This window comes from Microvirga sp. VF16, from assembly GCF_016864375.1.
Classification (GTDB): domain Bacteria; phylum Pseudomonadota; class Alphaproteobacteria; order Rhizobiales; family Beijerinckiaceae; genus Microvirga.
Window position 1 is genome coordinate 827669 of the sequence record NZ_CP069355.1, and the last position, 18283, is coordinate 845951.

The 18283-nt window shown below is 58.6% G+C and carries 14 protein-coding genes; 13 read left to right on the forward strand and 1 reads right to left on the reverse strand.

Annotated features, from left to right (window positions below; translation table 11 throughout):
- Window positions 1-10 precede the first annotated feature (10 nt).
- On the forward strand, window positions 11-1021 hold the full coding sequence (locus tag JO965_RS29335; RefSeq protein WP_203444447.1) for a proline racemase family protein: 1011 nt from the start codon (window positions 11-13) through the stop codon (window positions 1019-1021).
- A 30-nt stretch (window positions 1022-1051) separates the two neighbouring features.
- Window positions 1052-2485: an NAD-dependent succinate-semialdehyde dehydrogenase gene (locus JO965_RS29340; RefSeq protein ID WP_203444448.1), complete on the forward strand. Its 1434-nt coding sequence runs from the start codon at window positions 1052-1054 to the stop codon at window positions 2483-2485.
- 114 nt (window positions 2486-2599) lie between these two features.
- Here the strand turns inward: JO965_RS29340 and JO965_RS29345 are convergent, their stop codons facing one another.
- Window positions 2600-3478 carry a MurR/RpiR family transcriptional regulator gene (locus tag JO965_RS29345; RefSeq protein ID WP_203444449.1) on the reverse strand — a complete coding sequence of 293 codons (879 nt, stop codon included), beginning with the start codon at window positions 3476-3478 and terminating at the stop codon, window positions 2600-2602.
- Between the two features lie 202 nt (window positions 3479-3680).
- On the opposite strand from JO965_RS29345, the gene JO965_RS29350 reads away from it, so the two are divergent.
- The 11 genes from JO965_RS29350 to JO965_RS29400 all read left to right on the forward strand — a co-directional run bounded on the left by JO965_RS29350 (window position 3681) and on the right by JO965_RS29400 (window position 18282).
- Window positions 3681-4916 (forward strand): amidohydrolase family protein, encoded by a 1236-nt coding sequence (locus tag JO965_RS29350; RefSeq protein ID WP_203444450.1) that lies wholly within the window; start codon window positions 3681-3683, stop codon window positions 4914-4916.
- Window positions 4917-4974: 58 nt separating this feature from the next.
- Window positions 4975-6192, forward strand: a complete 1218-nt coding sequence (locus JO965_RS29355) for an ABC transporter substrate-binding protein (RefSeq protein ID WP_203444451.1) — start codon at window positions 4975-4977, stop codon at window positions 6190-6192.
- A gap of 57 nt (window positions 6193-6249) precedes the next feature.
- Window positions 6250-7116 carry a branched-chain amino acid ABC transporter permease gene (locus JO965_RS29360; protein WP_203444452.1) on the forward strand — a complete coding sequence of 289 codons (867 nt, stop codon included), beginning with the start codon at window positions 6250-6252 and terminating at the stop codon, window positions 7114-7116.
- The gene (locus tag JO965_RS29365) at window positions 7116-8003 is read left to right on the forward strand and encodes a branched-chain amino acid ABC transporter permease (RefSeq protein ID WP_203444453.1); all 888 of its coding nucleotides are present in this window, start codon (window positions 7116-7118) and stop codon (window positions 8001-8003) included. Before JO965_RS29360 ends, JO965_RS29365 begins: the two co-directional genes overlap by 1 nt.
- Complete coding sequence (locus JO965_RS29370; RefSeq protein WP_203444454.1) at window positions 8000-8758, forward strand: ABC transporter ATP-binding protein; 759 nt, start codon at window positions 8000-8002, stop codon at window positions 8756-8758. The genes JO965_RS29365 and JO965_RS29370 overlap by 4 nt, the downstream gene beginning before the upstream one ends.
- On the forward strand, window positions 8755-9462 hold the full coding sequence (locus JO965_RS29375; RefSeq protein WP_203444455.1) for an ABC transporter ATP-binding protein: 708 nt from the start codon (window positions 8755-8757) through the stop codon (window positions 9460-9462). The genes JO965_RS29370 and JO965_RS29375 overlap by 4 nt, the downstream gene beginning before the upstream one ends.
- 260 nt (window positions 9463-9722) lie before the next feature.
- Entirely contained in the window at window positions 9723-10697 is a 975-nt protein-coding gene (locus tag JO965_RS29380; RefSeq protein WP_203444443.1) for a proline racemase family protein, read from the forward strand.
- A gap of 120 nt (window positions 10698-10817) precedes the next feature.
- Window positions 10818-12053 (forward strand): FAD-binding oxidoreductase, encoded by a 1236-nt coding sequence (locus JO965_RS29385; protein WP_203444456.1) that lies wholly within the window; start codon window positions 10818-10820, stop codon window positions 12051-12053.
- Window positions 12054-12359: 306 nt separating this feature from the next.
- Entirely contained in the window at window positions 12360-13748 is a 1389-nt protein-coding gene (locus JO965_RS29390; protein ID WP_203444457.1) for a PLP-dependent aminotransferase family protein, read from the forward strand.
- Window positions 13749-14814: 1066 nt separating this feature from the next.
- Window positions 14815-16011: an ABC transporter substrate-binding protein gene (locus JO965_RS29395; protein WP_246776947.1), complete on the forward strand. Its 1197-nt coding sequence runs from the start codon at window positions 14815-14817 to the stop codon at window positions 16009-16011.
- Window positions 16012-16515: 504 nt separating this feature from the next.
- Complete coding sequence (locus JO965_RS29400) at window positions 16516-18282, forward strand: ABC transporter permease subunit (RefSeq protein WP_246776948.1); 1767 nt, start codon at window positions 16516-16518, stop codon at window positions 18280-18282.
- The last annotated feature ends 1 nt before the right edge of the window (window position 18283 follow it).

Genomic DNA, 18283 nt, shown 5'->3' on the forward strand with positions numbered 1-18283 from the left:
GGTCGGACCTATGCGCTCCAAGCTCATAATCCAAGGAATTGACGCTCATACGGAGGGATGTCCCATTCGGGTCATCACCTCCGGCGCGGGCTATCTTCCCGGCAAGACGATGGTGGAAAAGCGCGCCGCGTTGATGGCTCGCGACGAGTTCCGTCGACTCGTGATCTTCGAGCCGCGCGGCAGCTTCAACATGTGCGCTGCCGTGTTGGTGGAGCCTACAAGCGAGGGCGCCGACATTGGCATGCTGATCATGGAGCCGGATACCTATCCGCCCATGTGCGGCCACTGTGCCATTGGCGTCGCCACCGTTGCGGTGGAGACCGGCCTCGTTCCGTCGCAGGAAGGGGACAACATCGTCAAGCTCGACACGCCAGCGGGCGTCGTGCCCGCTCGGGTCCGGGTCGAGCGCGGCCGAACCGTTTCGGTCACCTTGGAGATGCCGACGTCGTTCCTCTACCAGGACGACGTCGTGATCGAGACGCCGAACCGCGGCTCGATCACGGGTGCGATCGCCTTCGGCGGCGATTTCTACTTCATCGCCGACGCGGGCCAGTTCGGCCTTTCTCTGAAGTCCGAGGAAGCCTGGGCCATCGTCGAAGCCGCCAACGAGATCCGCGCAGGCCTCTCGGCCGTCTCGGTGCAGCACCCGGAACAGGCGCACATCAATGAAATCTACCAGATCGAACTGACCGCGCCACCGCTCACTCCGGAGGGTGATGGCCGCAACGTGGTCATCTGCCCGCCACAGGTCATTGATCGCTCGCCCTGCGGCACCGGCACGGCCTCGCGCATGGCCTATCTCGCTGCCACCGGCAAGCTCAAGGTGGGTGACACATTCGCCCACGAGGGCATCCTCTCCACGCGCATGATCGGCACGGTCGTTTCCGAGGTCGAGATGACCGGCGGCTACAAGGCCATCAAATGCACGGTTGCGGGCCGCGCCTACATCACCGGCTCGTTCCAGTACTACCTCGACCCAGAGGACCCATTCCCGGCGGGCTTCCGTCTCACGGGCGTCTGAGTGCACCGTCCCCAATCCAAGGAATAAGACATGTATACCAAACTAGCTCTCCTCATCGACGGCGAATGGATCGAAGAAACCAATGCGGGGAGTGAACCCGTTCTCAATCCCGCCACGGAACAGTCCCTCGGTACACTGCCCCATGCCGGAAAGGCCGAGCTCGACCGCGCACTCGCGGCGGCAAACCGAGCCTTCGAGAGCTGGAAGCGCACCTCGCCTTACGAGCGTGGCCAGATCCTGCGCCGCGCAGCCGACCTGATGCGCGAGCGGCTCGACCACATTGCCACCGTGCTGACGCTGGAGGAGGGCAAGACTCTCGCGGAAGCGAAGGGCGAGATCACCGCTGCGGCCGAGTTCTTCGACTGGTTCGCCGAAGAGGGGCGGCGCAGCTACGGTCGCGTCATCCCGGCGCGCCTGCCCGACATGCGCCAGACCGTCACCCAGGAGCCGGTTGGCCCCGTCGCCTGCTTCACGCCGTGGAACTTCCCGGCCGTGACGCCGGCGCGCAAGATCGCCCCAGCTCTTGCCGCCGGATGCACCTGCATCATCAAGCCCGCCGAGGAAACGCCGGGCACCACGCTGGAGATGGCACGCGCGCTCACCGACGCCGGTCTGCCCAAGGGCGTGCTGAATGTGGTCTTCGGCGTTCCAGCGGAAGTCTCCGAATATCTCCTGCGCTCCCCAGTGATCCGCAAGATCTCGTTCACCGGATCGACCCCGGTGGGGCGTCACCTCGCTCGCCTGGCAGGCGAGACCCTGACGCTCGCTACCATGGAACTCGGCGGCCACGCGCCGGTGATCGTGGCGAAGGACGCCGACATCCGGCGCGCGGCGGAACTCTCCATGTCGATCAAGCTGCGCAACACTGGCCAGGTCTGCACCTCGCCGACCCGCTTCTTCGTGGAACGTCCGGCCTACGAGGAGTACCTTGAGCACGCTCGCGCCTTCGTCGGGAAGCAGGTGGTAGGCGACGGACTCCAAGCGGGCACCACCGTCGGTCCCGTTGCAAACGCGCGCCGCGTCGCGGCCATGGATGACCTGATCTCCGATGCCTTGTCCCACAAGGCCCGGCTCATCGCTGGCGGTGAACGCCTGAAGGCACCAGGCCTGATGTACGGACCGACCATCCTGGCGGACATGCCCGACCAAGCGAAGGCCATGACGCACGAACCGTTCGGCCCGCTTGCGCTGGTACAGCCCGTCGACGACATTGAGCAAGCCCTCACACGGGCGAACTCGCTTCCCTACGGTCTTGCCGGCTATGCCTTCACCCGCTCCGCTGCGACCGCCAATCGCATCTCGGAGGAATTGGCTGTAGGGGTCATCGGCATCAACCAAATGGTGGTCACGATCCCCGAAACACCGTTTGGCGGCATTGGCGACAGCGGCTGGGGCCGCGAAGGCGGCATAGAGGGACTGGAAGCCTACACAGTCAAGAAATATGTCGGTCACCTTCAGATCTAACGGTATCTATTGATCCGGACCGAAAACTGAAAAGAACGCTGACGACGGTGCACCCCGTCGTCAGCGTTCTTTTTGGAGCATACCATGCTGCCGCTCAGCGTGTATCTACAAGCTCTACTCTGACGACGCCTTCGACCTTAAAGAATTAAAGTAAAGGAGGTCAAACTGTTGCCACTGGCGCTCGGCGGCGGAAATGGCACTCTTGCTCTTGTCCGGATTTACCGCTGCCAGCTCGGCGCAAATCCCTTCGACGACACATATACTTGGAAGCAAGGACGGGAAATAGGACGCTCCCTCCGAGGGAACGACAAGCACTTGATCGGCAAGGTTCGCGATCGGGGAACCAAGTGCATCCGAAATCAAGTATACCTTGGCATGTTTCGCGCGAGCCTCGCGGGCAGCAGCGAGGGCCGTCTTATAAATGCGCCAGAAGGTGATCGGGATAACGATATCCTCGGAGGTCAAGTCTCCAAGAGCATTGGCTATCGCGACAGCATCGTCAATCAATTCGCATCGGTACCCTGCGATTCCAGCGTTATGACAGAGGAGCCGGCCTGCGGCGGCATAGCTTCCCGAGGCAACGACAAGCCGGCGATTGGCACCCGCAATCGCTTGCGCAAAACGCCTGACGACATCCCGGTTAATAGTCTTCCGGATCGAAGCCAAATTTTCGATCTGTCGGTTAAGCGTTTCATCGAAAGGCTGTTCGCTCGCTTGGGCATCGTGAACTCCCACCAACTCCGGGGCAGTCAACAGCCCAAGGAAGCGTGCCCGGATCTCTTGACGCCACTCAGGCCACCCGGAAAAGCCCAAGCTTTGAGCAGCGCGCGTTACGGTTGCGCCATTGACGCCCACAGCGGCCGCAAAATCGGTCGCGGACGCGTACGAGGCGAGTTCAGGATTGGCGATGGCTACATCAAGAACGTGTTGAATGGCTCTCGAGAAAGTGTGTCCATGCCCAAGCTCCCGCAACCACTCCTCAACTGACTGCACCAGACCACTCTCCGTTTTTTGCAGAATTTTTTGCAGAATGCCCTTTTTTGGCTACACTTCTGCAAATAACTATGCAAGTCTCTCTGCCACGCCTAGGTAACTACATGAAAATCTTAGCAGAGTCTCTCCATGGAGACTTCTGCGTAGCCACGCTTGCCCACGTTCATCGGCGTCTGCCGACGTGCCACCCAAGGTTTCGCTAATGTCTAGCTACTTGTTCAAGAACGCCCGCATTGTGGACGGCAGTGCGACCGAGCCAACTGAGCCAATGCAAGTGCTCGTCGAGCACGGCCACATCCGTGAAGTCAGCAGGGAGGTCACCGCCTCGGCCGAGGAGATCATCGATCTCTCGGGAAAGGTATTGATGCCTGGCCTGATTGATTGCCATGTTCATACCATCGCTGTGTTGGCTTCGCTGGCTCGGAATGCCGAGCTACCCGACTCTCTAGTCACTGCCCGGGCTTCGCTGGTTATGCGAGGCATGCTCATGAGGGGCTTCACGACTGTCCGAGACGTTGGTGGGGCCGATATCGGTTTGAAGCGGTCTGTCGAAGAGGGAATTTTCCTAGCGCCACGCCTGATCATCTCGGGCAAGGCCTTGAGTCAAACCGGCGGACATTGCGATTTTCGGGGTCGTTATGATACCCGCCCTCCGATCCGCTCAGGGTTTCCTCTTGGAGCTCTCGGCAGGCTTTGCGATGGCGTCCCAGAAGTTCGGCGGGCGGCACGCGAGGAGATCAAGGGTGGTGCCGATTTCGTAAAGATCATGGCGAGCGGTGGCGCCGGTTCCCCCACTGATCCCATTCACTTCTTCGGCTTCTCCCGCGAGGAACTGAGCGCCATCGTGGAAGAGGCGCAGAGCGCCGGAACCTACGTCTCGGCTCATCTCTATACGGATCCCGCCATCCGCCGTTGCGTCGAGGCTGGCGTGCACTCATTGGAACATTGCAATCTCATCGAGCCGGAAACGGCCAGGTTTGCAGCAAGCCAGGGCGCCGTTGCCGTTCCGACCCTCGTCACCTACGAAGCACTGGCGAAAGAGGGTGCCGGCTACGGTTATCCGGCCGAAGCGGTCGCCAAGGTTGAGGATGTCCGGGTCGCGGGCATGAAGTCGCTGGCCATCATGAAGGAAGCCGGACTGCCTATGGCATACGGCTCGGACCTTCTTGCCGAAATGCACCGCCATCAATCCGAGGAATTCGTCATTCGCGGGAGGGTTCTACCCGCCCATGAAGTCATTGCTTCCGCCACTTCAGTAGCTGCCAAACTCTGCCGACTGGAAGGCAAGATCGGAACCATCGCCCCTGGTGCATTCGCCGACCTGATCGTCGTCGACGGTAACCCGCTCGATGACCTGTCGCTCCTTACCCATCAGGGCAGACACATGCCGCTCATCATGCGCGAAGGAGTGATCGTCAAGAGAGAAAGTCTGAACTGACGCTGGAACAAACCGATCCTGGCACCGAAACCAACCAATCAAAAAGAGGGAAATCACTATGATGAATCGCAGACAACTCCTTGCCACAATGGCAAGCAGCGCGCTCCTAGCCTCTGCTCACGAGAGCTTCGCCCAAGCAGCCCCGACTTTCCGCATCGGTGCTCTCAATTCCATCACGGGAGCGGGGCAAGCCTACGGAACGGGCATGCAGAAGATGATTCTGGCTGCCGTGGAGGAGGTCAACGCAGCCGGCGGCGCCGCAGGGCGGAAGATCGAAGTGGTGGCTGATGACGATCAAAGCCAGCCTCAAGCCGCTGTCCTTGCGGCGAAGAAACTCATCGAGATCAACAAGGTCCAGGCACTTGTCGGCTCCTGGTCCTCGGGCGTGGCACTTGCGACGATTCCTTTGGCGAATGATGCCAACATCCTGCTGATGACCACTGGTGGCGCTCCGGAGATCACAAGTCCCAAGGTTAACGCGAAGGGACTCGTTTACCGCTTCAACGCAACGAGCGAGGGGTTTGGCCGTGCCTTTGCCGAGGTTTGCGCGAGGGAGGGCTTCAAGCACCCAGCCACGATGGCCTTCAACAATGCGTCCGGCATCGGCACTGTGGAAGGATTCCGCAAGGCCTGGGAAGCGAAAGGCGGCAAGGTCGTCGAGGCGGTCGTCTACGAGCCGAACCAGCCCAGTTATCGTTCGGAATTGCAGAGGGTGCTCGCAGCCAAGCCCGACGTGATCGTGACTGGATCCTATCTGGCCGACACCACTATCATTCTGCGCGAGTGGTTCCAGACAGGCGACACGCAGAAGTGGATCATTGCCGGATGGGCGGCAAATCCCGACCTGATCAAGGCCGTCGGGCCAGAAGTCAGTGAAGGCATATTCTCCGTGGATTCGGTTTCCAACGAGGCCTCGACCGCGTTCAAGAGCTTCGATGCCGCCTATCGCAAGGCAATGAACCAACCGGGGAGCACCAACGTCTATGCTGCGATAGCATGGGACATGGTCATCGTTCTCGCCCTCGCGATGGAAGCCGCGGGGCCAAACGCCGACATGGCAGCAATCAATGCAAAGATTAAAGAGATCACCAATGCACCCGGAAAGCAGGTCTCGAGCTTCGCCGAGGGCAAGGAAGCGCTAAAGAGCGGGAAGGTGAACTTCGATGGCGCTTCATCCGCGCTCGAGTTCAACGCGGCTGGCGACGTTACCCCTGACTTCGGTCTCTCAGTGATCTCCAAGGGCGAGATTAGCCGGAAGTACATCGTCAAGATCTGAGTACTGAGCGGGAAGGTGCGGCGGCCTCGGCTGCCCACCTTCACCGATGGAGTTAGCATGACAGCATTTGCTGAACTTTTCATTGGCGGCCTCATGTCAGGCCTTGTCGTTGGTCTGGCCGCGCTTGGCATCACGCTGGTGTTCGGCATTGCGCGGTTCGCCAATGCGTCTGCTGGCGACGCGATGACGGCGGGAGCCTACGTGGCGTTGTCGGCTTCGGGTTTAACCGGGTCAATCATCATGGGTGGCCTAGTCAGTGTTCTCGCAGGCGCTGCTATCGGCGTGGCTTCGTATGCTTTGGTTTTTCGGAAGTTGGCCGGAAGGTCCTCGGTAACTGCCCTTCTTGCGTCCATAGGTGTCGCCTTCATCATCCGTGCTGTCGTCGGTGTGATTTTCGGACATCAACAACAGGTGTTCCAACTTCCGCTCGTGCGACCGTTCCGCGTCTTCGACATTCGGATCCAGCCTAATGACCTCAACCTCGCCATCGTGGCAGCCACAACATTGGCGGTTGTATTCCTCATCCTGTATGCGACGCCCATCGGCCGGCGCATGCGCGCTGTGGCTGACAATCCAGGGCTGGCTCAAATTTCCGGCATATCCCCGACCCGGGTGATGGTTGCGCTTTGGGCTTTGGCTGGCTCGGTCTCGGCGGTCGCAGGCGTAATGTCTGGGATCAAGACCGTGGTTACCCCGGAAATGGGCTGGGAAATGTTGCTGCCCGCTTTCGCCGCGGTGATCCTGGGGGGTATCGGGCATCCGGTCGGAGCTGTGCTTGGTGGGATCCTCCTCGGGACACTCCAAGAGATTGCCACTCCTTTTGTTGGTTTCACATACAAGATTGCAATTGCCTTTGCCGTACTCCTGGTCGTGCTGCTCCTGCGCCCGGTTGGCTTGCTCGGCCGAGTTGAGGGAGTTCGCTGATGGAAGCCTACCTGGTCGCGATCGCGATTATCACAGCGATCTACGTCCTTCTTGCCATGGGCTTGAACCTGCAATACGGCCTGACCGGGCTCATCAACTTCGGTCATGTCGGCTTCTTTTGCATCGGTGCCTACACTGCGGCCCTCTTGGGCCAAGTCGGGATCCCATGGCCTATCGCGTTTCTAGCAGGGGCTGCCCTCGCGGCGCTGGCCGCTTGGCCGCTGGGATTGGTCAGTCTCAAGTTGCGTGAGGATTATTTTGGCATCGTCTCGCTCGGGTTCTCCGAAGTCCTTAGGATCATCGTAACGAGTGAACGGTGGTTGACGAACGGCGTTCAAGGCATTCCCAACATCCCGAAGCTGATGGGCTTCATCGGGACCGGAATGGCTCAGGCACTTGCGGTTCTGGCACTGCTCGTCGGTCTCAACGTGCTAGCGGTCTTTGCAATGCGATGCATCGTTCGCTCCCCCTTCGGACGCATGATCGAGGCGATCCGCGACAACGAGGAGGCCGTAAAGGCACTCGGCAAGGATCCCGCCCGGTTCAAGATCCAGGTGTTGATGCTCGGATCAGCGCTCGCTGGCCTCGCCGGAGGAGTCTATGCGCATTACATCGGATTCATATCGCCTGAGCAATTCATCCCGTTTGTCACGTTCACCATCTGGATGGCGATCATCATCGGTGGTGTGGGACGTGTCTCCGGAGCCCTGGCCGGTACGCTGATCCTCATGACATTCATGGAAGGATCCCGTTTCCTGCGCGACGTCCTGCCATTCATTTCCGAGGTTGAAATGACCAGCATCCGTCTCGGGGTCATCGGACTCGCGCTGGTGCTCTTCACGCTCTACCGCCCACAAGGTCTGATGGGAGATTTCACGAAGCGATGATCCTTGCAATCGAAGGTCTCACAAAGGTCTACGGCGCGCTGCGAGTAGTAGACAACGTATCCTTTACCGTGCCGAGTGGCGACGTTGTCGGAGTGATCGGTCCGAACGGAGCGGGGAAATCCACCTTGTTCTCGTTGGTGACCGGCTTCCTGAACGCCGCTGAAGGCCAGGTGCGCCTGGACGGTAAGCCAATTGGACATCTGTCCTCGGTCGAGCGGGCTCGCAGCGGCATGGTGCGAACGTTCCAAGTGCCTCGGGAATTCAGCCATCTCACCGTCAGGCAGAACCTCATGGCGGCTGCGCCAAAGCAAAGCGGTGAGAGTCTCGTCGACCTGTTCTTCCGTCCAGGGCGTATTCGGGAGGAGGAAGACATCATCTCCCGGAAGGTCGACACCATGCTCGACTTTCTTCGGCTGGCACACGTCGCCCATACGCCAGCGGGTCGCCTTTCAGGGGGGCAAAAGAAGCTGGTGGAACTTGGGCGCGCGCTCATGACGGGGGCCCGTCTGATCCTGCTGGACGAACCCTTTGCAGGTGTCAATCCAGTGCTGATCGAAGAGATCGTGGAGCGCGTTCGAGAGCTTAACGCCAAGGGGATCGGCTTTCTTATCATCGAGCATGATCTCGGTGCGCTCACACGCCTTGTTTCGACCCTTCACGTTATGGACCGTGGGCGCCTCATCGCCTCAGGCGTGCCCGCCGAAGTATTGGCGAACAAGCAGGTACGTGAAGCATATCTAGGAGGTACATCATGACGGTTCTGTCCATTGAGAGCCTCAAAGGTGGCTATAGCGAGGTCGACATCCTGAATGGGATCAACCTGATATTGAAGGAAGGTGAGATCCTGACGGTTGCCGGAACCAATGGAGCTGGCAAGTCGACCCTTGCGAAAGCGGTTGTGGGCCTTCTGCCGCGTGTCAGCGGATCGGTTCGACTTCATGGAAAGGACATCACGTCACTAGCACCCGAAAAGCGTGCGCAACACGGTATTGGCTACGTTCCGCAGGTCGCCAATGTGTTTCCATCGCTCACAATCACTGAGAATCTCGAAGTTGTGCAAGGTGTACAGGATCGCAAAGCGCGGATTGCGGAGATGTTCCGGCTCTTCCCAGCCTTGGCTGAACGCAAGCGGTCTCGGGCCGGGCGACTCTCGGGTGGCGAACGGCAACAGTTGGCTTATGCGCGGGCATTGATGACACGGCCCAGGGTCGTTGTATTGGATGAGCCAACGGCGGCGCTTTCACCTGTCCTGGTAGCGGACAGCTTTTCCCGCATCGCGAGTTTGGCGTCCGATGGAACAAGCGTGCTTCTGATTGAGCAGCGAGCCCGTCAAGCGTTGGCGATCTCTGATCAGGGAGCCATCATGGATGGTGGAAAAGTCGCTATGGAAGGGCCCGCAGTCGAATTGTTGAACAATGATCAAGCTGCTGACCTTTATCTCGGACACTACTCCACTTAACCGGCTTCTGGCCTTCCCTGGTGGATGCCTTCAGTCGAGTGATTTCCTCTTAACCAATTCAACAGACGTGTCGGCGATGTCTCAGCAGCCTCGGTGAGACATTCGGTCGTATAAGACGCACCACGTCACCACTCTCTTCTTGCAGCGGTTTCGCAAGATCGGTATATGTCATTCAGAATAATGACATGGTTCATTACAAGCGAACACAGGATGCGTCGGTCCAATCGACGTATGCCTAGTGAAGGATCCAGGCATACCCCATGCGTACGAACCGTCTCTTCACTGTCATTGACTCCCACACCGCCGGGCATCCTACCCGCGTGGTCACGGCAGGTATCCCTCCGCTGCCTGGGCAATCCGTCCGCGAGCAGCGGGATTACTTCCGCGAGCACCATGACGAGTTGAGGGGGCTGTTGCTTCACGAACCGCGCGGGCATGCCGCCATGGCGGCGGCGGTGCCCGTGCCTTCCCGGGAGGCGGATCGGGGGCTGTTCTTCGTCTTCTCGTACAGCTATGCCGACATGTGCGGCCACGCCACGATCGGCTATGTCGCCAGTCTTGCGGCCATGGGCGCGCTGCCGTCGAATTTCGAGCAGAACGGCATGTCCATTGAGACCCCGGCCGGCATCGTCCATGTGACCGGCACATTCGAGGCTGACCGTCTTACATCCGTCGTGCTGCGCAACGTTCCCTCCTTCGTGACCGAGGCTGACATCACCGTCGAGGCCGAGGGCCTCGGCACGGTCACCTGCGATATCGCCTATGGTGGGATCGTGTATGCGCTGGTGGATGCAAGCCAGGTCGATCTTCCCTTCGACATCGGCCACGCCAACCAATGGTGCCGTGCGGGTGTGGCCATCAAGGAAGCGCTCAACGGCCGCAGCAAAGCTCCCTCGCAGGTCAGCAGCGTGCTGTTCCACCAGGCCATTGAGGGCGGATCCCGCCATCTGGTGATCTTGGCCGGCAACAAGTTCGACCGCTCGCCCTGCGGCACCGGCACCTCCGCGCGTCTGGCCCAGCTCCACGTCCGTGGAGAGTTGGCGGAGGGCGCGCCCTACCGGGCCGAGAACATTCTCGGCGTCCCTTTCGCGGCCAAGGTCGTCGGCGTGTCTGAGGGTAAGGACGGCCAGCCTGCCGTGATCCCGGAGATCCGCGGCATGGCTCATGTCAGTGCATTTTCCACTCTGGTGCTGGAAGCGGACGATCCGCTGCCGGCTGGTTTCCTTCCCGGCTGAGGGAGAACGCCATGAAATTCGACCTGTCCTCGCACGCATACTCCGGACACAGAACAACTCCATGCGATGGCTCGGCCAAGTCGGCCGCCCGTACGGCCTCGTGTAGGCAGGAGACTCTCAATGGCTGAACCCCATAAGATCGCCGTCATCGGCGGCGGCGTGATCGGCGTAAGTTGCGCCCTCATGCTGGCACGGGAAGGGCACCGCGTCACCGTCATCGAAGAGGGACGCATCGGTCATGGTTGCTCTTGGGGCAATGGGGCCCAATACAATGTCGGTACGTCGCTACCCATGGCGTATCCAGGCGTGATGCGGCAGGCACTTCGCTGGCTTGCCGACGCGAAAGGCCCAGTGCGTCTCGCTCCGCGCGATCTGCCCCGGAACATCCCGTGGCTTGTCCGATTTCTTCGCACCGGCCAGCCCAAGGCGTGGGAGGCAGCTTATACGGCTCTGCATGCTCTCAATGCCCCTTGTGCAGCCCTCTACCGCGATATGCTCGGTGACATCGGCTGGGAAAGGGTCTTTCGGCCGAGCGGAGCGCTGCATGTCTACAGGGACCCAGCACCTGGGGCTCTGGACGAGCGAATTGCCTATCTACGTGCCATTCACAACGCGGCTTTCGAGAAGGTCAATGCCGAAGAGATACGCGAGTTGGAGCCCAACCTCTCCACGGGCTACCAACGCGGCATCTTCTTTCCCGGGAGCGGCTTCATCGACTCCCCACTGAAACTGGTGGAGACCCTCATGGAGCGGGCCACTGCCTCGGGCGCAACGACCCTGGAAGCGCGGGTTCGATCCATCGAACCCGGCACCGACGCAGTGACGCTGCACACAAGCGCCGGCCCGCAACGCTACGATGCGGTGGTCATAGCCGCCGGCATTGCCAGCCGTGAACTGGCAAAGCCTTTGGGGATCTCGCTATCCTTGGCCAGCGAGCGAGGCTATCATATCGCGTTGCCAGGCATTTCCGGCCTCATCAACCGTCCTGTAACCGATACCGGCTCGGCCTTCGTTGCCACACCCCTTGCACAGGAATTGCGCATCGTCGGCATCGCTGAGTTCGATACGGCTAACGCGTTGCCAGACGATAGGCAAAGTGAAAAGCTGCTCACCGGTGCCCGCTCCATGATACCGAATTTGCATGTCGAGAGTGTACGACGCTGGATGGGTGTGCGGCCTTCGACACCTGACAGCCTGCCGATCATCGGCGCACATCCCAGGCATCCGTGTGTCCTGTTCGCCACTGGTCACGGGCACATGGGCCTCAGCGGTGCGCCTATGACCGCTGCCCTAGTTTCCGATCTCGTCGCCGGTCGAGCGCCCCGGGTATCCTGTATCCCTTATAGGGTAAGGTGAAGCCGTTCGCGTAGTCCGACGCGGTCAAAAACTAATGCCTTGCACCAGCGGGTGGCAATTGGTATGGATCATTCGAGCAATGATATAAGTCGATCAGATCTGGGGAGAAGCTTGCGATTGGGCCATCTATGTCCTTGAGATGGCAATTACGATCCTGGAAACTCCTTCGATCGCATAGGCGACAGACGCCAAGGCCTCAGGAGTTGCTCCGCACTACTTCATACCGGTTCGGTCAAGGAGTATGTCGGCTACCATCAGGCGTATCGGCACAACGCGAGACGAGCTTGGTAAATGGAACATCGGTCGATGGACTCGGATAAGGTGAAGTTTTCCGGGTGGCTGCCAAGACAGTTGTCACCTGAGGGGCCGCGTTATTTGGCTCTGGTGGATGCCCTGCAACAGGATGTCAACGAAGGTCTCCTGCAAGACGGCTCCCGGCTTCCCGCGCATCGGGAACTGGCCCAGCAGTTGGGATTATCCGTCGGAACCGTCGCCAAAGCCTATCAGGAAGCTGAGCAGCGCGGCATCATCAGCGGCCGTGTGGGCCATGGCACCTTTGTGCGTCGCCCCGCCCTGAGCCGCAACCAGGCGTCGGTCCCGCGAGAGCCATTGAACATGGCGTTGAACGTGCCGGCACAAGGACACGAGACCGAGATCCTATCGGAACTGTTGGCTGATATTTCGAACACGCGCGATCTTGCACCGCTTCTGAACTACCATCCTCATGGCGGTATCATGCGGCATCGCGAGGTCATCGCTGCATCCATCTTCGGCTCGTCCACAGCGGACGCGACACGGTTATTCTTATGTAACGGCGCGCAGCATGCGATCGACATCGCGTTGCGCCTCGTAGCAAAGCCTGGTGATAGCATCCTCGTAGAAAGCCTCACCTATTCTGGCTTCAAGGCTATTGCCGCGGCTAACAACCTCACACTTATTCCTGTGGCCATGGATGGCGAGGGCGCTGATCCTGACGCTCTCGAGACTGCGTGCCGGACTTCAGGTGCCAAGGTGTTCTACTGCATGCCGACCTTGCAAAGCCCAACGGCTCGCACCATGAGTCCTACCCGTCGGCGCCGCATCGCCGAATTGGCCGAACGCTACGACCTGACGATCATCGAGGACGATGTCTATGGCTTCTTCCTGCCCGAACGGGATGTTTCACTTACGGAGCTCATCCCCGACCGTAGCTTCTACATTACCTCCTATTCGAAGTGCGTCGCGCCGGGCTTCCGCCTTGGAACATTAACGGTGCCATCCGCCTTCAAGGGGCAGACCGAGCTCCTCCTTCACGCCTCGGCTTGGTTCGTGGCTCCCATGCTCAGTGAAATGGCAGTGCGGCTTTACGATAGTGGAAAATTGGACGACTTGATACGCGAGCGTCGGCACCAGGCACTCGACCGCTATCGTGTGTTTTCCGGCGTTTTTCCCACGGCAGAGAAGCTGAGGTTTCCGCCATTTTTCGGTTGGCTGCCACTGCCCGTGGAATGGTCGGCAGCCGGTCTCGCTTCCGCGACGCGTCGGCACAACATTATCGTCACGCCCCCCATCGCATCCACAGTGGACGACGCAGACCCAGGCGCGATCCGCGTCTGCTTGGGTGGGGCGAAGGACCTGACCGAACTCTCGCACGCCTTGTACACGCTCAACGAGATTATTGCCCGCCCGCCCATGAACGTGTTCTCAGTTGCCTAGCTTGTGAAGCAAGCTCACCAGTCGCGGAGTGATGGAGCGATTGGACTCCTGAAGCTTGGGTGAGGTTGAACCGCGTCCAGGCTCCTTGCATCCTTGGCAAGGGATTAACGAAGAGCGTTAATCTCGAATAAGAACTCTACAAGGAAGCCAGGCTTCTCGAAACTGCACGTGCGCAAAGGTTGGGCGCAATCCTGCGGTGAACGATCCCGCTCGACATCCACATTGCTGGACATCGCTGGCACGGCCAAGAGCTGCTGACTGGCGATTGAATGTCCCATTCCCGTCAATGAAGTATGCCGGATCCCGCTCCGGTGTTGCCAACAGACCAATCCACATGGCGAACGAAGATTCGATTGCGTGAGAGGTACCCGGCAACGGCCAAGCAGTTCAACGTTGAGGATTCGGGCTGGATCCAGCATTGGGCATGGGCAGACGGATACGTTCGCGCTGCTCGGCAGAAATGGAAGGGCGGACTTGACGCGCCCAAGACTTCACCTCCAGACGGACGCCAGTGTACCGGGCATGAGCATCCTCATGGGCTTTGCGATGGCCAGCACCGCCACTTGCCGCACCCACCGAACATGATTCGAGCTGTGATCGGCGGGGCGGCAGCTCAAGAGAATGGTCATGGTGTTCATTATCAGCGAGGCCCCATAGCTACGGTCTCATACGAACTTCCGGCACATGAAAGTGCTTCGTTCTCAGGCACTTACGGGCATCCGGATGCTCGCGATGGACCCCCAAAGAGACGAGAAAATCTGTCTTGCGCTGGCTCCCGAAAATAATATAGTGCATTCATAAAATGACATACGCCATTAAGGGAAGAGGACTATGTCGCGGCACGCGTCGCCGGTCATCCAGTCTAATCCGGCTTTTACGGAGGAAGAATTCCGTGAGCGAATGGTCTGGGCCCGGCATGCTCTCAACCAAGCCGGGCTTGACGCCGCGTCTTAACCGAGGATGGGCGGGAATGCCTGATTGGAGGTGACCATTATCTGAAGGCATTAAGTTCTGCTTTCACACGACATTTCCGTTGCCATAAGCGGCCGGAAAACCAACCCCCGACGTGCCGCGCGTCAAAGGTTCTCATCGTCGCGACACCAAGATTGAGATTGAGAGCCATCATCGCAAAAACAGAGGGAATAAGAAGTTGAAATCCACAACTATGAAATTTGCACTTAGTGCGTCGCTCCTGGTATCGGGGATTCCAGCTATTGCGCAAGCGCAGCAGGTTTCCGCTAACCTCAAGGGCACAGGCGAGATTGTTGTCACTACCGGTGGCGGTGGTGCCTTCGATGAGGCGAGGCAGAAGGCGTGGTTTGAGCCCTTCACGCGCGACACTGGTATCAAGGTAGTCTTGGTCAACGCATCAAATGCAAAGCTTTTGACCTCGTTAAAGGTCGGTCAGCCTGAGGCTGACATGACCTTCATCAGCGGAGGGGAGGTTCCGACTTGGATAGAAAAAGGCTACGTAGAAAAAATTGACTACAGCTTTTATTCAAAAGAGACTCTTGCTGGTATTCCCCAGGATTCGAGGGGTGAATTTTCCGTTCGCTCCCACAGCTACTCTGTCGTTCCTACCTACAGCACAAAGAAGTACCCAGAAGGTACCAAACATCCAGAAAACTGGGTCGATATCTATGACTCCGTAAAGTTTCCCGGGAAGAGGGCCCTTCCAAACTGCGGGAATACAATGTACGGCGGACTGCTCGAAGGAGCGCTCATGGGCGATGGCGTTCCCCCAGAGAAACTATATCCCCTCGACTTTGATCGTGCCTTCGCAAAGCTCAAGGCGATTGCGCCCAATGTTGGGCGCTGGTGGGGATGGGATGAGGGTGGTTTGGCCACGCAGAGTCTCATCGACGGTGAAGCCGATATGGGAGCCGCGTGGAACGGTCGGATTGCCAATGCGAAAAAGGAAGGCGCTCCGGTTGCTCTGTCCTGGAATCAATCCCTGGTCCAGTACGATGACTGGGTAATCGTGAAGAACGCCGTCAATAAGGTGAATGCGGCCAAGTTCCTTGCGTATATTGGCCGCCCCGAGGCGCAAGCCGCTTTTGCGCAAGCGATTCCTTACGGCCCTGCGAACAGAGACGCATTCAAGCTTCTTCCGAAGGAATTGGCCGAGAACCTGCCTGGTGGTCCAGGGGTTGCTGAGAAACAGGTGACGCAAGACTACGCGTGGTGGACAAAGCCCAGAGCGGATGGACGTACCAACCTAGACTTTGCGATCGAGCGCTGCCGTGCAATCTTAGCACGGTAATTAAGAGTGCCGCTGCGGAGGAACACATCCGGCAGCGGCACTATTCAACTATGGTGCTTTTTACCGGCAAACTCAACGAAGCGGATCCGTGGAAACCAAGCCGCTTCATAGTACCGAGGCGCTCTGCTCTTGTCCTTACCGCTTAGCGTCACGTCGATGACGTCGCGAGCATCGCTGACTGACTGAAACCGCGTCGAGATCCGACAGACTAAACATTGTACCCTGTTCCGGATACCGCACGGACCGGAGCCGGCGCTTTCGAGTGAACCGGATTTTTTCGAAGAGGCTCTGTTGAGTATCGAGATGAGCGAGTTTAGTTGCTCCCTCAGCGTACGATACAGCCATCAACGCGAGAAGGGGCACCGTACTCGCGTTTGCCGTTGAGAAAAGGCTCATCTGATCATTAGGGGCGCAGGGAAGGCGCGAAATCACATGACTACACTGCGGGCAACAGGAAGGACCACTGGTCGGGTGATTGGGACGGTGACGGGGAGGCCGAATCTCTTGAACTCCCTTTTAGCAAATCGTTGGATCCGTGGTGGCATCGTTGCCGGCCCGCTTGTCGTGCTTTTGGTTGGATTTCTCGTCATTCCTTTAATGATTATTGCCTGGGGCAGCGTTGAAGGGAGCAAGCTGACATTTACGCATTACGCACGAATATTCTCCGACGATATAAACCTAGAGATTCTGCTTCATACCCTGAAGGTTGGATTAATCGTAACGGTTGTGGCGTTGGCGGCAGGTTATCCGGTTGCATACCTACTGACCAAGATCCAATCGCGTGCATTATCGGTCGTAACCGTTTTCATTCTTGTCCCACTGTTTACCGCCTTCCTCATCCGAACCTACGCATGGATGATCATCCTTGGCCGCCAAGGGATCATTAACAACATGCTCATCGGCCTCGGGATTATCAATGAACCCCTGCCGCTCCTCAATACCACCTTCGCCGTCATCATCGGCATGGTGCATGTCTTCATTCCGATGGCGATCTTCACGATGTATTCGTCAATGGCGCGGATCAGTCACGATTTAGCCCTCGCAGCTCAAATTCTCGGCGCGAAGCCGGTCCAAGCATTCCTCCGGGTCTATTTCCCGATGAGCCTTCCCGGGGTGTTCTCCGCCGGCATTCTGATCTTCATTGTGTCGATCGGGTTCTATATCACACCTTCACTGCTCGGTGGCCCAACCGATGCTATGATATCGCAGTTGATCGTCGAGCAGATGACAACCCTTCTGAACTTCGAGCTTAGCTATGCTTCGTCGATCGTCCTCTTGCTAGTGACAATCTTCACGCTCTTCCTCGCTAGCCTTTTCATCCCCCTCGAGATGATCTGGTCCACGGCAACGGTTCAACCTGCGAACCAGAAGTCGAACTTGTGGGCGAGACTTCTCTCCAACATCAAGCGGACCTTGCAACCGCTTTTGACCGGCAGCGAAACACTCATTCACGCGTTGACGAAGCCGCTTCTGACCCGATCAGCACGCTGGCTGTGGGCCTATACGGTCATTGTCCTCGTCTTCCTCACCGCTCCCTTACTCGTCGTAGTCATTCTATCGTTCAGTTCATCTCCCTTCGTCGTCTTCCCACCCCCAGGGTTCTCTTTGCAATGGTGGCAAAAGCTGGCGCAGGCAACCGATTGGCATGCATCATTCCTCTTCTCGCTTAAACTCGGACTGGTCTCTGCACTGTTCGCTACGCTCATCGGCACAATGGGTGCCTTCTGGCTGGTACGTACGACACTGCCCATCAAAAGGCCGCTGTTCCTGTTCTCGCTATCCCCCCTTATGGTCCCGGCCGTCATTATCGCGACGTCGCTCTATATATTCGAGGCACGCATCGGAGTGCTCGGTAGCTTCACGGGACTGGTGATCGGACATGTTCTCCTGTCCGTGCCATATGTTATTGTCGTGATGGCTGCTGCCTTGCGCGGGTTTGACCGGTCGTTGGAAAGCGCGGCCGCTGTTCACGGCGCGCGCCCCTTGCAAGTTCTTCACCTCGTGACGTTGCCCGTCCTCAAGCCGGCGCTTCTGACCGGGGGGCTGCTCGCGTTCCTAACATCCTTCGATGAGCTGCTCATTAGCTTGTTCATGCTTGGACGCCAGACACCGCCGCTGCCAGTCAAATTCTGGGATGATATCAAATACCAGATCAACCCGCTGCTGAGCACTGCCTCGACTCTGATCGTTATCCTCGTGCTCGTGACAATCGTGACAGCTCAGTGGATCAGGCTACGTCATGAGAAACGTGCTTCGATCAGTGCCAGCTAAC